Source organism: Streptomyces luteireticuli (assembly GCF_041519305.1).
In the GTDB taxonomy this organism is placed as follows: domain Bacteria; phylum Actinomycetota; class Actinomycetes; order Streptomycetales; family Streptomycetaceae; genus Streptomyces; species Streptomyces luteireticuli.
In genome coordinates this window covers 2,750,794-2,765,901 of sequence record NZ_CP167927.1, presented here as the reverse complement: position 1 = coordinate 2,765,901, position 15,108 = coordinate 2,750,794, and the positions used below count along the sequence as shown (strand labels likewise).

The following is a 15,108-nucleotide window of genomic DNA, read 5'->3' as shown; positions in this document are numbered from 1 at the left end:
CCGACTGTCTCATCCGGCGGCGGATGCGGCCAGGGCGCACGGGATCTCGATCGTGACGAGCGTCGGCCCGCCCGCCGGGCTGCTGACCGCCAGCACCCCGTCGAAGGCGCCCAGCCGCCGCTCGACGCCCAGCAGCCCCGTGCCCCGCGAGGTGTCCGCGCCGCCGCGCCCGTCGTCGGTGACGGCCGCGCGCAGCATCCCGTCCGCGTGGTACAGGTCCACCCGGATCCGGCTCGCCTCCGCGTGCTTGACGGCGTTGGTGAGCACCTCGCTGACCGCGAAGTAGGCCGCGGACTCGACGGGTTCGGAGGCCCGGCCCGGCAGGTCCACCGTCACCTCGACCGGCAGTGGCAGGCGCAGCGCCAGCGCCCGCACCGCGTCGCCCAGGCCGCGCTCGGCGAGGACCGGCGGGTGGATGCCGCGCACCAGGTCCCGCAGTTCGGTCAGCGCCTCGGCGGAGTCGGCGCGGGCGGCGGCCAGCAGCCGCTTGGCCTGCGCCGGGTCCTTCTCGATCAGCGCCTCGATGGTGCCCAGGCTCATGCCCATGGCGACGAGCCGGGCCTGGGCGCCGTCGTGCAGGTCCCGCTCGATGCGCCGCAGCTCGGCGGCGGAGCTGTCCACCGCGTCGTGCCGGGTCTCCGTCAGGTGCTGGACGCGCAGTTCGAGCTCGCGCTCGTGGTCGGGGTGCAGCAGCTGCCGGGCGAGGTTGAAGTGGGCGCGCAGCAGGGCCGGGGCGGCGAAGACGCCGATGAGGGCGAAGACCGCGCCCAGACCGGCCGCGAGGTTGGCGCTGGTCTGGCCGGTGATGTGGATGAACGCGAACCACTCGTTGCCACCGGCGTCCACGATCGGCTTCCAGACGCCGCAGGCCAGCACGATGCCCCACGGGAAGTACAGGAAGAGCACGGGCGCCAGCATGGCCAGCGCGAAGCCCGCGGTCGCGTCCACCAGCAGCCACTCCACGTCGCGCCAGGTCGCCCTGTCCTTCAGCAGCGCCTGGCAGAGCTCGACCTGCCCGATGAAGCCGCCGCGCCGGGGCAGCGTCCGGTAGGGGACGGGGATGGAGACCCCGGACCACTCCATGGCGTGCAGCCGGCGCTGGTTGGCGTACCGCCGGACGGCCTTGAGGGCGTGGGGCGCGGTGAAGAGGCCGATGCCCACCGGGATGAGGCAGATCGAGACGATCGCGAGGGTGAACAGGACGATGGAGGAGATCGCACCCGAGAGCGCGAGCCACAGCGACCTCGCGGCGGCCTGCAGTGCTGTGCGGATCTTCATCGTGCGCGCTCTCCCGGGCTCCGTCCCGGGAGCGGTTCCCCCGGGCCTCCCCCTCAGTCTCCCGGCTGTTTCCGGCCAGGTCACGGGGTGTGGCCCGAGGGGTGGGGGTGTACGTAGGTACACCACCACCGCGGGCGGCGGGGTCAGACGCCGGCCGGGGGCGCGTACTTGTAGCCGACCCGGCGCACGGTCACGATCGACCTGCGGTGCTCCGCGCCCATCTTGCGGCGCAGCCGGGCGACATGGACGTCGACGGTCCGACCGTCGCCCACGTGACCGTAGCCCCACACGGTGGTCACCAACTGGTCGCGGGTGTGCACCCGGTGCGGGTGCGCCACGAGATGCGCCAGCAGTTCGAACTCCAAGTACGTCAGGTCCAGCAGCCGCCCGGCGACCCGGGCCGTGCGCTGCTCGGGGTCGATGCTCACCAGCGCGTCCCCGTGCAGCGCGGGCCCCGCGCCGTCCGGGGCCGGCTGCTCGGCCGGTACAAGGACCAGGTAGCCGACCATCGGCGGCTGGCCGGGCAGGGTCGGCAGGGAGTGCTGCGGAGCGGGCAGCCAGGTGGCCCCGGGGTGCAGCAGGTCGGCGACCGGGGGCACCTCGTCCGGGGCGACGGCTCGCAGCCGCTGGCGCTGGGCGGGGATACCGGCGACGGACGGGGACAGCGTGTGGACGGGGTTCGTCATGGGGAGCTCAGCTCTTTCGCGCGGAGGAACGCCGAAAAGGACGTGCGGTTGCGCGGGCCGTTGGCCGGTAGCGGTACCGGCTGCTGACTTCGACGTAAGGGGTCAGCTGAAGAGAGGGGCCTGCGCGGGACTACACGCGCGACAACACACTCGGTCGAAGTCGTGATGCTGGCGGGACGGCCAGAAAGGCTCAAGGTCGTTGCGACCCGTCACGGTGTTCTGGTGGCTGCCCATGGCCCTATTGAAGCATGGCGGGTGGGCGGGCAGCAGCCCCCCGGGGCGGGGTGTGCGGGGGCGAGGGCGGGTGCGGGGGCGGGTGCGGGGCCACCGCCTCCGGCAGCCCCGGCGGCCGGAGCGCGCCGTAGCCGTGGAACCGGCGCGTCCCGCACTCCGCGCAGACCTCCTCGCCCTCGCCCGCGGCCTCCCAGCCGGAAGGGTGCGGGCAGTGGTGCACGAGGCGCCCCACGGCCCGGTGCATCACTTCCCTCCCCAGCGGCCGGTGTGCGCCGTGATCCAGTGCGTGTACGCGGCGGCGGTGGCGCGCCCCGCCGTCGCCCGGTCGCCGGCGGCCGCGCGCCGCGCGCTGTCCAGCGCGACGCACTCGGCGCAGCCGGACTGGTACGGGGCGAGCCCGGCCGCGGCGCGCTCGTCGCGGGTCGCCAGCCGGAGGGCGGAGGCGTGGGCCTCCCACTCGGGGGCGTCGCCTGTTCCGGTACCGGGCTCCGGTTCACGGAGCCGGGCGGTGTCGTCGGTGGTACTGATCACTTGGGCGAGCCGGTTCTGGCGCACGTCGACGACGAACGTGCCTGGTCTGTACGTCACGGTGTCGAGGATGGTGGCGCGGCAGTACGGTGGCCAGGGTTCCGGGTTCAAGACCCGGGAGACTTGAATGGGGGCGAACAACTGTGCCTGTGGCAAAGCCACTTGACCCGTCGCAATCGCTTGTCGCGCGGTACGGGGCGGCATTGCGCGAGCATCGCCTGCGGCGCGGCTGGTCGCAGGCGAAGCTGGGCAGGAAAGTGTTCCTCTCCCACGCCAGGATCGCGCAGTTCGAGGCGGGCCAGAGCCTTCCGTCCAAGCGGCAGGCGGAAGCGCTGGACGACGTTCTGGGCGCGGGCGGAGCGCTCCTGGGCGAGTGGGACAGGGTTAACGACAACCCTGATGCCAAATGGATTCAGAAGCTGGCCCAGATCGAGAACAGGGCGGTCGAGATCCGGCACCTCACCGACGTCATTCCCGCGCTTCTGCAGTCCGAAGGGTATGCAAGGGCGATCCTCGCGCAGAGCATGGAGCATTACGGGGGTGATCTCGAGCAGAAGATGCAGCACCGCACCGCGCGACGGGCGTTGCTGGACCGTCCCGGTGCTCCGAAGTTCTACGGGGTTCTCAAGGAAGCAGCCCTGCACTGGGTTGTCGGCGGAGCCGAGGTCATGCGCGGCCAGCTGCGGGACCTGGCGGACATGGCGGCCAAGCCGCATATCAGCATTCAGGTCGTTCCTTTCGTGGGATGCGGGCTCCTGACCGACATCGGGATGCTGACGATTTCGAAGCTCCCCAGCGGTAAGGACATCGTCTACCGGAGCGGGGCTTTCGAAGGTACGTACATCACCCGCAGGGATGCCGTTGCCCAGTACCTGTCGTTGTACGAGCGGCTCCGGCGGAGCGCCATGTCCCCCGATGATTCAATGAAGTTGATCGAGAAGGTACTTGGGGAGCGATACTCATGAGCGCCGTCCGCTTTCGCCCGACCTCGGTTGAGTGGCGCAAGAGCTCGTACAGTACGGCCCACGACACCTGCGTCGAAGTGGCCGACCAATTCTCCGGCGTCGTCCCGATAAGGGACAGCAAGGCTCCCGACGGCCCGGCCATAGCGGCCAGCGCCCCCGCCTGGACGGCATTCGTCGCCGCCGTGAGCACCGGCACCATGACCGCCCGCGCACGCTGATCCGCGTGCGCGGGCGGCCGCCGTCAGGAACGCGATCCGCCGCCGCCGACCACCGGATAGTGGTCGGAGAGATCGGTGTACGTGTACGTCCGGAACCAGCTGGAGACCGTCCACGGTGCGGACGTCTCCTTCACGACCGTGTTCCGCCAGGAGGCGGGCCGCGCGTGGCCCGCCCGGTGGAGGACGTAGTCGAGGTCCTCGCTGGAGTCGTCGGGGTAGCGGTACGCCGCGATGGAGTTCTGCTTCGTGTCGAAGGAGCGCGGGTGTCCGGCGCGCGAATCGGCGCCGGTGAAGCCGGAGTTGGCGAGCATGGACGCGTACTCCGGCCCGCGCGCGTCCACGTTCAGGTCGCCCGCGAGCAGGACCTGCTCGTCCGCCGGGATCTTCTTCTCCTTGAGGAAGGCGTCGATCTGCCGGAACTGGCGGGCGCGGAGCGCCACCGCCTCACCGGCGCCGCAGCCGCTGTCGGTGGACTGGGTGTGCGTGCCCACGAGGTGGACCCGGGCGCCGCGGACGTCGAGGACGGCGTAGGCGAAGCCCTTGTTGGACCACTTGTCGGAGCCGCACGCCTCCTTGAAGACGAACTGTTCCTTGCGGACGATGGGCCACTTGCTGAGGACGGTCACCCCGCCGTCCTCCGGGGTGGAGGCGGAGTAGCTCCCGCCGGTGGCGTCCCAGCCGTCCCGGCCGCGTCCGACGACGGGCGTCTGGTGCGGGTAGCGGCCGGCGGCCCGCGACTTCAGGGTCGCGGAGGCGGAGTTGTCGAAGGCCTCGGTGAGGACGACGGCGTCGTGGCCCCGGAAGAATCCGGCGCCGGTGATCGCCCGGGCGCGGTGCTCCTGGCCCCAGTTGGGGTAGAGATTGGTGCTCATGAGGAACGTGTTGTAGGTGAGCACGTCGAGGGCAGGGGTGGCCGCCCGGGCGGGCGAGGGCAGGGCCAGGGTGGCGAGGAGCGCGGTCAGCGCGACGGCTCCGCGTGCCGTGGACGTCGTTGTCGGCGGCATGGGTCTCCCTGTGGAGTTGTCGAGTTCAAGATCATTTTGGCGGTGCGGGATGAACTCCTATACCGGGCGAGGGCGGCGATGTCTGACTGTCCATCAGGTGAGAGGGGAGCGGACGGTCCGTACAGGGTCCGGTACCCGTCGTACGGTTCGGGCTCTGTCCGATGGGTCGGTGACGGCCGGGGCGCATGGCCGCCCGTGGACCCGGCCGGACCGCTTGTGCACGGATCGCGCTCCGTCCCTGACCGCTGCGACCCTGCTCAAGGGCTCTCGGGGGAGGGGTTCACCTGCCGGTGTCCTTGGCGAGGGTATGGGCGACCAGGGCGTTGGCGTGGCCGTGTCCCAGGCCGTGTTCCGTCTTCAGCCAGGCGACGAGCTCCATGTGCTTGGTCAGGGGGGAGGAGCGGATGAGGTCTTTCCACTCCGGGATCTGGCGGCCGTACTTCTCCTCGATCGACGGGAAGTAGCTGGCAGGGCCTTTCACGGCGGCGGTCATGTCGGAGTGCTGTCCTTCTGTCCGTGTGCGTGCTGCGGGTGCGGGAGGTTTGTCAGCGGACGACGTCGAAGACGTTCTTCTGCAGGCCGTTGGCGTAGGCCGCGTGCTCGACGAGCTTCAGCTTCTGGGTGTCCTTGTCCGTGGCGCTGAACAGTCGCTTGCCGGCGCCGAGGAGGAGCGGGAAGACGAGGAGGTGGTAGCGGTCGATCAGGCCGGCGTCCGAGAGGGCTTGGTTGAGGGAGGCGCTGCCGTGGACGATGATCGGGCCGCCCTCGGTCTCCTTCAGCGCGGCGACCTCGTCGAGTGAGCGCAGGATCGTGGTCTCGCCCCAGTCGGAGACCAGGTCGTCCTCGGTGAGAGTGGTGGAGACGACGTACTTCGGCATCACCTTGTAGTCGGCGAAGTCCGCCATGTCCGGCCACACCGGGCTGAACGCTTCGTAGCTGGTGCGGCCCATCAGTACCGCGGTGGCTTCCTGCTGCTCGCGGCCCTTGATGTCGAACGCCTCGGGCAGGAACTCGGTGTGTTTGAAGGTCCATCCGGAGTTGCGGTATCCGGGCTCGCCGCCCGGTGCCTCCACGACGCCGTCGAGCGAGATGAACGCGGTGCTTATCAGGGTGCGCATCTTGGGGTTCCTCGGTATCTCGGGTCCGGGTGGGTGAGGGTGCGGCCGGTGTGCGCTTCGCTCATTCGGGCTGCCGCGGCGCACCCACCGTGATCTCCGACTGCTGACCGCGGAGAGACTCGTCGGACACGCTCTAGTCGGCCCGTTCGTGACGGAGGAGGACCACTTGGGAGTCGAAGGTCCTGGTCTCGGCCAGGGTGAGGTCGAACCGCTGCGTGGGAGTCGTGAAGACGCGCTTGCCGCCGCCGAGCACGACGGGGTGAACGAAGATCTGGTATTCGTCGATCAGTCGGTGCTCGGTGAGGAAGCCTGCCAGCGTGGAGCCGCCGAACAGCAGCAGGTGCGCGCCGCTGTCCTTGAGGGCGGTGAGCTCCTCGATGACGTCGGTGTTGATGACGCGGGTGTTCCAGTCGGCCTCGGTCAGCGTCGATGAGACGACGACCTTGGGCGCCTTGCGCCAGACCGGCGCGAAGGCGAGGTCGTGCTCGTGGGTGGAGAACTCCTCGGCGCGGGGCCAGAAGCCGGACATCATGTCCCACACCTTGCGGCCGTACAGGAAGACGTCGGCGCTGCCGGTGAGGGCCTGCGAGTGGGCGGACAGTTCGCCGTCCATGCGGGGCCAGTCGAACTCCCCGTTCGGTCCCTCGATGAAGCCGTCCAGCGACTGGTGCACAAAGTGCGTGATCTTTCCCATGCGGAGCGGGCCCCCTGAAGAAGAAGCGGCCGAACGGCCGGCGACTGCCACTTGTGTACGATGTTCACATACGGGCGGCATGGTGATCCGCGCCCCCCGACTGCTCGAACAGGAGCCTAGACGGAATAAGTGGATGCTGTCCACATTGGAGGCGGGTGGCCGTGCCGGCGACCGGGAACGACAGCAGGAACGCGGACAGGGGCGGCAGCGAGAAGAGGACCGGTAAGCCGAAGCGGGACACCTACCGTCATGGCGACCTCCGCAACGCGCTGATAGAAGCCGGTCTCGCACTCGCCCGCCAGGGCGGCCCCGAGGCCATCGTGCTGCGCGCGGCCACGCGGCAGGCCGGGGTAGCCCCCAACGCCGCCTACCGGCACTTCGCCGACCGGGGCGCGCTGCTGCACGCCGTCTCGCAGGCCGCCATGGCCGAGGTCGCCCGCACCATGGAGGCCGAGCAGGCCGCGCTGCCGCCGACCGAGGACCCGGCGGCCGCCGCCCGGGCCCGCTTCCGCGCGGTCGGCACCGGCTATCTGCGCTTCGCGCAGGAGGAGCCCGGGTTGTTCCGCGTGGCCTTCCACGTCCCCGGCGACATGGCGCACGCTGCGGACGACGATGCGGCGGGCCTCACCGGCAGGACCCCCTTCGAGCTCCTCGGCGCCGCCCTCGACGGCCTGGTCGAGACCGGCTTGCTGCCCGAGGACCGGCGCCCCGGCGCCGAGTTCCTCGCCTGGTCCGCCGTCCACGGCTTCGCCGTCCTTCTCATCGACGGCCCCCTGCGCGGCCTCCATCCCACCCAGGCCCACGACGCCGGCCAACACGTCATCGACATGATCGAACGCGGCCTCTGATCCCCGCCGAGCGCAGCGGAAGCCTCTCGACACCCGCGGCCCGTCAGACCGTACCTACGCCTGGGGGATCTTCGGGAACCCGAACGCGTACCCCTGCTCCTTCAGCCACGGCAGCAGCCGCTCCAGCGCCTCCATGCTCTGCGCGCGGTCCCCGCCGCCGTCGTGGAGGAGGATCGTCGGCCCGTTGCGCAGCTGCCGCTTCACCTTGGCGACGATGGCGTCGGTCCCCGGCCGCTCGTAGTCCCCGGGGTCCACGTTCCAGCCCAGGTTCACCATGCCGTGCGCGGCGGCCAGCTGGCGGCTCTGCGGGGTGAACGCGCCGCCGGGCGCCCGGTAGTAGCGCACCCGCTCGCCCCCCGCGGCCTCCTCGATCATCTTCTGCGCGTCCAGGATCTCCTTCTTCTGGTAGCCCACGGGCTTCTTGTCCATGGCGGTGTCGTGGCTCATGGAGTGGTCGCAGAGCCGGTGTCCCGCGGCGACGACCTTCTTCACCAGGTCCGGGTGGGCGCGGGCGTTGGGGCCGGTCATGCAGAACGTGGCCTTGGCGCCGTAACGGGCCAGTATCTCCAGGGCCTTGGGGGTCCAGGTGGGGTCGGGGCCGTCGTCGAGGGTGAGGTTGACGGCCTTGCCGTCCCGGTCCGACTCGCGGACTATGCGCATGTCCACCCGGGGGGCCGGGAGGGACGGGTCGGTGACCGTGGTGCCGCCGCTCTTGCCCCCGCCCGCGGCCCCGCCGCCGGCGAACACGACCGTGCCGGTCAGCGCCGCCATCGCGACCCCGGCCGCGGCCGTCGCTCCGAGGGGCCGCGCCCACCGCCGTGTTCCTCGCGGAATCCATGCCTTCACGTCGGCCGCTCCTCTCGTTCCGGTCCTGTCTGCTCCCAGAGCGAAACATGGAGAAACGGAGAAGAAGCCGGAAAAAGGGCGCTCTCATCGTTTGGTCATGGAACGCGAACAGGCGCGTCATCGGATGGGCATGGTGTGGTGGGAGGCGAGCCCGCCGTGCGCGTTCCCGCTGCCGCGCGAGGCCGTCAACAGATCGAGCAGGACGAGGACCCGCTCCCTGCCGACGCGATACGGTCGAACCGACACCCCTGAGGAGGGAGGCACCGTGAGTGCACAGCCCCTACACCGGCACACTGCCGTCCCGCAGCCGTCCGCGACCCCGGAAGCGCTCCGTGCGGCGCTGGCGCAGGTCGCCCCGGGGCGCCTCGCCGCCTTCGATGCGGACCGCGCGCGCTCGACGGACCGCGCACGCGAGCAGACCAGCTCCGATCCGCTGCGCCGGTTCGTCGAGCGGTGGGCCATCGAGGTGGCGGTCGAGCGGCACCCGGAGAATGCGGCACGCCTGCGTGAGCTGCAAGCGCGGGCCGAGCTGGTCAGCGACGCGGGAGAGGCGCGGCGCATCGCCGTGGAGATCAGCTCGATCCGGGCCGCAGCGGCGGCCGAGGCGGGTGTTCCCGCCATCGGGGCCGGGTCCGGGGTCGCTCGGTGAGCGATGAGGACTACTGGGTCTGGGACAGCGCTTTCCACGCCGAGGACGAGCTGAGCTATCCGAAGATCGTCAGGGACGAGGTCAAGGCGATAGCCGACGAGATCGTCAAGCTCGCCAACATGGGCGTCGACCCGAACACCCTGGGCGAGGAGATGGGTACCGGTACCGCTCGCCGACATGATCTGCCCTGTGGCGGGTGGTTCGAGACGCAGGCTCTGCCGGGCCGTCGACCGCGGGCGATCTTCGTCGTTCTGGTGGTCCCGCCGCCGCACCTGCTGTAGCCGCGGCACGGGGCGGCCCGGCCAGGGCCAACAGGGGTGCGGCGCCACGGGAGTTCACGAGGACGTCAGCAGGGGCCGCAGCCGCGTCGCCGTCAGTCGGCGCGCCACCGCGTCGGAGCAGCGGCGCACCAGTACGGCGAGGACGGCCGCGGTCAGGGCGCCGACCGCGACACCGGCGGCCACGTCGTGCGGATAGTGGACGCCCACCCACACCCGGGACGCGGCCATCGCCAGGGCCGCGACCGCCGTGAGGAGGCCCAGCCGCCGGGAGACGAACCAGACGGCGACCGCCGCGGCGGCGGCCAGCGTCGCGTGGTTGCTGGGGAAGGACCAGTCGCCGGGGGCCGGGCAGGCCTCCAGGGTGACGGTGTGCAGGGTCCGGCAGGGGCGGTCCTCGCGCACCACCGCCTTCAGCAGGTCGTCGAGGGCGAAGGCCGCGACGACGATCAGCGGGGCGGCCAGCGCCGGTACCGCAGCGCGTGGGCCCCGGGCGCGGGCGCGCCACCACGCCACCGCCATCAGGACGGCGAACAGCGCCAGCCCGTACGCCGACCACGCGGTGACGAGGGAGTCCAGCCAGCCCGGGGAACGGCGGGCCAGGCCGACCACGCCCGTGTAGACGGAGCCGTCGATGCCGGAACCGTCGTAGGCGAGGACGGTGAGAGGGGCGGTCACGTGAGCGGTCCCTTCATCATGGGGTGGGCGGGCGTCCACGTTCAGGCCGCCCGCAATGGCCGACTACAATCGTGTAGACGGTCTACGGCACTGTAGACGACCGCAGGGGGATGGAGGTTCCGTGATCGGCAAGCAGGACGGCCGACGGCCGGCGGGCGAGCTGGAGGCCGGCGTCATGGCCGCGCTGTGGGCCGCCGGGGAGGCGATGACCCCCGAGCGGGTGCGGCGCGCCCTGGATCCGGAGCCGGCCCGCACCACGGTGGCCACGATCCTGTCCCGCCTGCACGAGAAGGGCCTCGTCGGGCGCGAACGGTCCGGCCGCGGCTACGCCTACTTCCCCGTCCGGGACGCCCAGGACGCCCAGGGTCTGACCGCCCGCCGCATGCACCGCGAACTGGAGCGGGACAGCGACCGGGGAACCGTCCTGGCCCGCTTCGTGGACCAGCTCAGCGCGGACGACGAACGCCTGCTGCGCGAACTCCTCGACGCCGGTGACCAGTGACCGGTCTGCTGCTGGTCCCGCTGCTGGCGCCCTGCGCCCTGCCCCTGCTGGCGCGGCACGCCGTCGCACGCCTGGCCCCCGGCGCCGCCCTGTGGGCGCTGACCCTCACCGTCCTCGCGCTGGCCTGCTCCTCGCTGGCCGCCCTCGGCACGCTCGTCCTCGCCGGGCTGCTGCGCCTGCCGCTCTTCGCCGCGCTGGAGGAGCTCGTCCACCCGCTGAACGCGAATCCCGTGGTGCTGCCGCTGGCCGCGCCGGCCGCCGGGGCGCTCGCCGTCTGCGCCTGGAAACTGGTCCGCTCCGCGCTGCGCCAGGCCGGCGGGCTGCGCTCGGCCCGGCGCAGGGCGGCCGCCCGGCCGACGGTCGGCGACCTCTGCGTGATCGACAGCCCCGGCCCGGACGCCTACGCGCTGCCCGGGCGGCCGGGCCGGATCGTGGTCACCACCGGGATGCTCCGCAGCCTCGCCCCCGCCGAGCGCGAGGCGCTCTTCGCCCACGAGCGCGCCCACCTCGCCGGGCGCCACCACCTCCACCTCCTCGTCGCCGAGCTCGCCGCCCACTGCCACCCGGGCCTGCGCGCCGTGCGCCCCGCCGTCCGGCTGGCCGTCGAGCGCACCGCCGACGAGGCGGCCGCCGCCACCACCGGCGACCGGCGGCTGACCGCCCGGGCCATCGGCCGTGCCGCCCTTGCCGCGAGCGCGGCGCACAGCGCCCGGCCGGCCGGCGCCGCGGGCGCCACCTCCGGCCCGGTGCCGCAGCGCGTCGCGGCCCTGCTCGGCCCGCCGCATCGCCCGCACCGCCTTGCGCCGCTGCTCGGAGCCCTGCTCGCCCTCTGCGCGGGTCTGTCCCTGGCCGCCGCCGGAGCCGGTGCGGTCAGCCTCCACCAGCGGATCGAGATCGCCCAGGGCGAGGTCCCGGGCGCTGCGCATGCGGGGGGCGCGGGAGCCCCCTAGCGTGGGAGAGGCGCATCCCCTCATGTCTCTGGAGGCACCGCCATGGCCGCGCAGACGCATACGCTCAAGGGCAAGGTCGTCGTCATCGGGGGCGCGTCGAAGAACCTCGGCAGTCTGATCGCCAAGGAGGTCGCGGCGGACGGGGCCAAGGTCGTCGTCCACTACAACAGCGACTCCTCCCGGGACAAGGCCGAGCAGACCGCCGCCGACGTCCGGAAGGCGGGCGGCGAGGCGGTCACGCACCAGGGCGACCTGACGAAGCCGGCCGAGGTGGAGAAGCTCTTCGACACCGCGGTACGGGAGTTCGGCAGGGTCGACTGCATGGTGAACACCGCGGGCATGGTCATCAAGAAGCCGATGACCGAGACCTCGGAGGAGGAGTTCGACAAGATGTTCGCCGTCAACACCAAGGCGGCGTACTTCATGATGCGCGAGGCCGCCAAGCGGCTGGAGGACGGCGGGAAGATCGTCACCATCGTCACCTCGCTGCTCGCCGCCTACACGGGTCTGTATTCCGTCTACGCCGGCAGCAAGGCCCCCGTCGAGCACTTCACCCGGGCCCTGTCCAAGGAGCTCTTCGGCCGCCGGATCTCGGTCAACAACATCGCCCCCGGGCCGATGGACACCCCGTTCTTCTATCCGGCCGAGACCGACGACTCCGTCGCGTACCACAAGTCGTCCGCGATGAACGGTGAGCTGACGAAGATCGAGGACATCGCCCCGTACGTCAAGTTCCTGCTGACGGACGGCTGGTGGCTCAACGGGCAGACGCTCTTCATCAACGGCGGGTACACGACCCGCTGAAAGTGGTGGTGACAGACCCAGGTTAAGCACGCACTGCCAACGGGCCCACGACAGGCCGAAGATCATGGGCATGGAGCGATTCACCGACAAGACAGCCCTGATCACCGGCGGCACCAGCGGCATGGGCCTCGCCACCGCCCGCCGCCTCCTCGACGAGGGCGCACACGTGGCCATCACCGGCCGGGACGAGACGCGGCTCGCGGCGGCCGCGAAGGAACTGGGCGGGGAGCGGGTCCTCACCGTCCGTGCCGACGCCGCCGTCCCCGCCGAACTCGACGCGCTGATGCGGCGGGTGGCGGACTGGCGCGGCGGCCTGGACACCGTCTTCGCCAACGCCGGCGTCGGGATCTTCAAGCCGGGCGCCGAGCTCACCGAGGAGGACGTCGACCGCATCCTCGCCGTCAACTTCAAGGGCGTCTTCCACACCGTCCAGAAGGCCCTGCCCCTACTGCGCGACGGCGGGTCCGTCGTCCTCAACGCCTCGTGGACGCTGCACCGCGGACTGGCGACCGCGTCCGTCTACGCGGCGAGCAAGGCCGCCGTGCACAACCTGGCGCGCACCCTGGGCACCGAACTGGCCCCCCGCCGCATCCGCGTCAACTCCGTCAGCCCCGGCTATATCGACACCCCGATGTACCGGGAGGTCAACCCGGATCCCGCCACGGAGGCGGTCGTCGCCGCCCAGATCCCGCTGGGCAGGCTGGGCAGCTCGGAGGAGGTGGCCGCGGCGGTGGCGTTCCTCGCCTCGGACGACGCGGCGTACGTCTCCGGTCAGGACCTGGTCGTCGACGGCGGGCTCGTGGGCTCGGCCCCCCTGGGTCTGTGAACGTGAACGGATCCGGGGGCAGGACGATGCGCGCGATCGGCCAGGACGCCTTCGGCGGGCCGGAGGTGCTCAAGGAGGTCCGGCTGCCCGTCCCCGTGCCCGGCCCCGGCCAGGTACTGGTCCGGGTGCGCGCGGCCGGTCTCAACCCCACCGACTGGAAGCACCGGGCGGGCCCCGCCTTCCTCGGCGAACCGCCGTTCGTCCTGGGCTGGGACGTCTCCGGCGTCGTCGAGGAGACGGGGCCCGGCGTCACCGTGCACCGGCCGGGCGACGAGGTCTTCGGGATGCTGCCGCACCCGTACGGGGCGGGCGCGCACGCCGAGTACGCCGTCGGCCCCGCCCGGGCGTTCGTCCGCAAGCCGGACGGCATCGGCCATGTGCAGGCGGGCGCCCTGCCGCTCGCCGCCCTGACCGCCTGGCAGGCCCTGGTGGACGTGGCCCGACTCGCCCCCGGGCAGCGGGTGTTGATCCACGCCGCTGCCGGTGGGGTCGGCCATCTGGCCGTGCAGATCGCCAAGGCGCGCGGGGCGCATGTGATCGGCACGGCGAGCGCCGCCCGGCACGCGTTCCTCCACCGGCTCGGCGCCGACCTCGCGATCGACTACCGCACGACGGACTTCGCGACGGCGGTCCGTGACGTGGACGTCGTCCTCGACACCATCGGCGGCGACTACCGCGAACGCTCCCTGCGCACGCTGCGCCGCGGCGGCACCCTGGTCTCCCTCCAGCCGTACGGCCGACGTGAACTGGCCGAACAGGCCGGACCGTTCGGCGTCCGCGCGGAGGTGATGATCGTCGAGTCCGACCACGCGGGAATGGCCGCGGTCGCCCGGCTCGTCGCGGACGGAGAACTGCGCGCGGAGATCGCGGGCACCTTTCCGCTCGCCGACGCGGCGCGGGCGCACGCGGCGGGGGAGACCGGGCGTACCGCCGGAAAGCTGGTTCTGACGACGGAATGAAATCCGGCTACGCGGTCCGCGCCTTCTCCAGCAATTCGGCGACGATTTCCGCGACTTTCTCGGGCGACGGCATCGTCGGATGATGCGTGGTCAGGCCCGAGTGAATGTCGAAGGAATCGTGCCAGTCCGGCTCGGGAATGTGGTGGCCGTCCTCGCGGATCTGCGCCACATTCCGCTGCGTTGCCGCCTTGTCCCACATGGGCCCGCCCATGGAGGGGAAGAAGACGACCGGGAAATTCGAGGAGAGGATGACCGTCGCGATGCGATTGGGGGCCGCGCCCGTGGCGGCGGCGGAGAGGATGTTCGCGGTGGCCGGCAGGACGACCAGGATGTCGTGGTCGGCGACGAGCCGGGAGGGCTTGTCCGTCGGCCAGTCCGACGGGGCCTCGCCGTGGACGACGCGCTCGGCCGAGAGCCGCACGGTGTCCGGGGGGATGAACGAGGTCGCGGTGTGGGACATCAGCACGGTGTAGGTGCCGCCGAGCCGGGCGCGGAGTGCGTCGAGGTAGGAGGGCAACGCGGTCACGGCCACGGATCCGGTGGCGCCGACGAGGACGCGCGGACCGCCTGACGGTACGTCAGTCGCATTTAACATAACTGCAATGATGCACGGTGCCAGGATCCGGTTCAACCTTTTGTCCGGGCCTTTCAGTTGAGGCGTCCGGCACTCGCGTACAGCGGGTGCCGGACGCCTCCGCCGTTGCGCACCTACCCCGCCGGACCTGCTCCCGAAACACCTCGACGGCCATGTCGATCACACGCCAACTGCCCCTCCATAAACAAAACTTGGGGCAACTGAAAAGGTGGCTTGGGGGCACCTTTTTGGCCATGGCGAACCCGCTGCGTGATCTTGTCAATGCGGTTTGTTGCAACTACGATACGAACACATGAAGTGATCTCGCCCGACCCACAGGTTGGTTCACCGCGGGAGCTTGACAAAGGCGCAGGGGGCCGTTCTCCGCCCGGCGCGCCGTTCCATGGGCAGCCGCCCGAGCATCCATGCACCCGCCCTTCACCGGGACCGACCTGCGACGCACGTCACG

General features: G+C 71.4%; 21 protein-coding genes. 10 read left to right on the top strand and 11 right to left on the bottom strand.

Translation table 11 applies throughout. The annotated features are described in order from the left end of the window. Positions 1–9: 9 nt before the first annotated feature. The 4 genes from AB8735_RS11745 to AB8735_RS11730 all read right to left on the bottom strand — a co-directional run bounded on the left by AB8735_RS11745 (position 10) and on the right by AB8735_RS11730 (position 2,786). On the bottom strand, positions 10–1,278 hold the full coding sequence (locus AB8735_RS11745) for a sensor domain-containing protein (protein WP_344031966.1): 1,269 nt from the start codon (positions 1,276–1,278) through the stop codon (positions 10–12). Between the two features lie 143 nt (positions 1,279–1,421). Then, on the bottom strand, positions 1,422–1,964 hold the full coding sequence (locus tag AB8735_RS11740) for a winged helix-turn-helix domain-containing protein (protein ID WP_344031967.1): 543 nt from the start codon (positions 1,962–1,964) through the stop codon (positions 1,422–1,424). A gap of 238 nt (positions 1,965–2,202) precedes the next feature. Further along, positions 2,203–2,442: a DUF6255 family natural product biosynthesis protein gene (locus AB8735_RS11735; protein ID WP_372407051.1), complete on the bottom strand. Its 240-nt coding sequence runs from the start codon at positions 2,440–2,442 to the stop codon at positions 2,203–2,205. Beyond that, on the bottom strand, positions 2,442–2,786 hold the full coding sequence (locus tag AB8735_RS11730) for a hypothetical protein (protein WP_372407050.1): 345 nt from the start codon (positions 2,784–2,786) through the stop codon (positions 2,442–2,444). Before AB8735_RS11730 ends, AB8735_RS11735 begins: the two co-directional genes overlap by 1 nt. Positions 2,787–2,875: 89 nt before the next feature. Between AB8735_RS11730 and AB8735_RS11725 the strand changes: the two genes are divergently transcribed. After that, positions 2,876–3,691, top strand: a complete 816-nt coding sequence (locus AB8735_RS11725) for a Scr1 family TA system antitoxin-like transcriptional regulator (protein ID WP_372407049.1) — start codon at positions 2,876–2,878, stop codon at positions 3,689–3,691. Beyond that, a complete protein-coding gene (locus AB8735_RS11720) occupies positions 3,688–3,909 on the top strand; it encodes a DUF397 domain-containing protein (RefSeq protein ID WP_372407047.1) in 222 nt (73 codons plus the stop codon). Before AB8735_RS11725 ends, AB8735_RS11720 begins: the two co-directional genes overlap by 4 nt. A 23-nt stretch (positions 3,910–3,932) precedes the next feature. On the opposite strand, the gene sph is transcribed toward AB8735_RS11720, so the two are convergent. The 4 genes from sph to AB8735_RS11700 form a co-directional block, all read right to left on the bottom strand. Beyond that, the gene (gene sph, locus AB8735_RS11715) at positions 3,933–4,913 is read right to left on the bottom strand and encodes a sphingomyelin phosphodiesterase (protein ID WP_372407046.1); all 981 of its coding nucleotides are present in this window, start codon (positions 4,911–4,913) and stop codon (positions 3,933–3,935) included. Positions 4,914–5,193: 280 nt separating this feature from the next. Next, positions 5,194–5,406: a DUF4287 domain-containing protein gene (locus AB8735_RS11710; RefSeq protein ID WP_372407045.1), complete on the bottom strand. Its 213-nt coding sequence runs from the start codon at positions 5,404–5,406 to the stop codon at positions 5,194–5,196. A 52-nt stretch (positions 5,407–5,458) separates the two neighbouring features. Continuing rightward, positions 5,459–6,031 carry a dihydrofolate reductase family protein gene (locus AB8735_RS11705; RefSeq protein WP_372407044.1) on the bottom strand — a complete coding sequence of 191 codons (573 nt, stop codon included), beginning with the start codon at positions 6,029–6,031 and terminating at the stop codon, positions 5,459–5,461. 133 nt (positions 6,032–6,164) lie between these two features. Next, positions 6,165–6,725 carry a dihydrofolate reductase family protein gene (locus AB8735_RS11700; RefSeq protein WP_372407043.1) on the bottom strand — a complete coding sequence of 187 codons (561 nt, stop codon included), beginning with the start codon at positions 6,723–6,725 and terminating at the stop codon, positions 6,165–6,167. Between the two features lie 161 nt (positions 6,726–6,886). Here AB8735_RS11700 and AB8735_RS11695 point away from each other — a divergent pair, with 161 nt between their 5' ends. Continuing rightward, positions 6,887–7,573, top strand: coding sequence for a TetR/AcrR family transcriptional regulator (locus AB8735_RS11695; RefSeq protein WP_372407042.1), 687 nt, complete (start codon positions 6,887–6,889; stop codon positions 7,571–7,573). 54 nt (positions 7,574–7,627) lie between these two features. On the opposite strand, the gene AB8735_RS11690 is transcribed toward AB8735_RS11695, so the two are convergent. Beyond that, the gene (locus tag AB8735_RS11690; protein ID WP_372407041.1) at positions 7,628–8,419 is read right to left on the bottom strand and encodes a polysaccharide deacetylase family protein; all 792 of its coding nucleotides are present in this window, start codon (positions 8,417–8,419) and stop codon (positions 7,628–7,630) included. Positions 8,420–8,684: 265 nt separating this feature from the next. Between AB8735_RS11690 and AB8735_RS11685 the strand changes: the two genes are divergently transcribed. Together AB8735_RS11685 and AB8735_RS11680 are read left to right on the top strand one after the other, a co-directional pair. After that, positions 8,685–9,068, top strand: a complete 384-nt coding sequence (locus AB8735_RS11685; protein WP_344031982.1) for a DUF6247 family protein — start codon at positions 8,685–8,687, stop codon at positions 9,066–9,068. Further along, complete coding sequence (locus AB8735_RS11680; protein WP_344031984.1) at positions 9,065–9,349, top strand: hypothetical protein; 285 nt, start codon at positions 9,065–9,067, stop codon at positions 9,347–9,349. The genes AB8735_RS11685 and AB8735_RS11680 overlap by 4 nt, the downstream gene beginning before the upstream one ends. Before the next feature lie 54 nt (positions 9,350–9,403). Here AB8735_RS11680 and AB8735_RS11675 read toward each other — a convergent pair whose 3' ends face one another. Next, the gene (locus AB8735_RS11675) at positions 9,404–10,024 is read right to left on the bottom strand and encodes a phosphatase PAP2 family protein (RefSeq protein WP_372407039.1); all 621 of its coding nucleotides are present in this window, start codon (positions 10,022–10,024) and stop codon (positions 9,404–9,406) included. A gap of 121 nt (positions 10,025–10,145) precedes the next feature. On the opposite strand from AB8735_RS11675, the gene AB8735_RS11670 reads away from it, so the two are divergent. The 5 genes from AB8735_RS11670 (at position 10,146) to AB8735_RS11650 (ending at position 14,065) form a co-directional block, all read left to right on the top strand. Next, entirely contained in the window at positions 10,146–10,526 is a 381-nt protein-coding gene (locus AB8735_RS11670; RefSeq protein ID WP_344031989.1) for a BlaI/MecI/CopY family transcriptional regulator, read from the top strand. After that, on the top strand, positions 10,523–11,476 hold the full coding sequence (locus tag AB8735_RS11665; RefSeq protein ID WP_372407038.1) for a M56 family metallopeptidase: 954 nt from the start codon (positions 10,523–10,525) through the stop codon (positions 11,474–11,476). The genes AB8735_RS11670 and AB8735_RS11665 overlap by 4 nt, the downstream gene beginning before the upstream one ends. 42 nt (positions 11,477–11,518) lie before the next feature. After that, positions 11,519–12,280 (top strand): SDR family oxidoreductase, encoded by a 762-nt coding sequence (locus tag AB8735_RS11660; RefSeq protein ID WP_372407037.1) that lies wholly within the window; start codon positions 11,519–11,521, stop codon positions 12,278–12,280. Between the two features lie 70 nt (positions 12,281–12,350). Beyond that, positions 12,351–13,106 (top strand): glucose 1-dehydrogenase, encoded by a 756-nt coding sequence (locus AB8735_RS11655; protein WP_372407036.1) that lies wholly within the window; start codon positions 12,351–12,353, stop codon positions 13,104–13,106. A gap of 26 nt (positions 13,107–13,132) precedes the next feature. After that, positions 13,133–14,065 (top strand): NADP-dependent oxidoreductase, encoded by a 933-nt coding sequence (locus AB8735_RS11650; protein WP_372407034.1) that lies wholly within the window; start codon positions 13,133–13,135, stop codon positions 14,063–14,065. Between the two features lie 7 nt (positions 14,066–14,072). On the opposite strand, the gene AB8735_RS11645 is transcribed toward AB8735_RS11650, so the two are convergent. Further along, a complete protein-coding gene (locus AB8735_RS11645; RefSeq protein WP_344021109.1) occupies positions 14,073–14,660 on the bottom strand; it encodes a flavoprotein in 588 nt (195 codons plus the stop codon). Between the last annotated feature and the right edge of the window lie 448 nt (positions 14,661–15,108).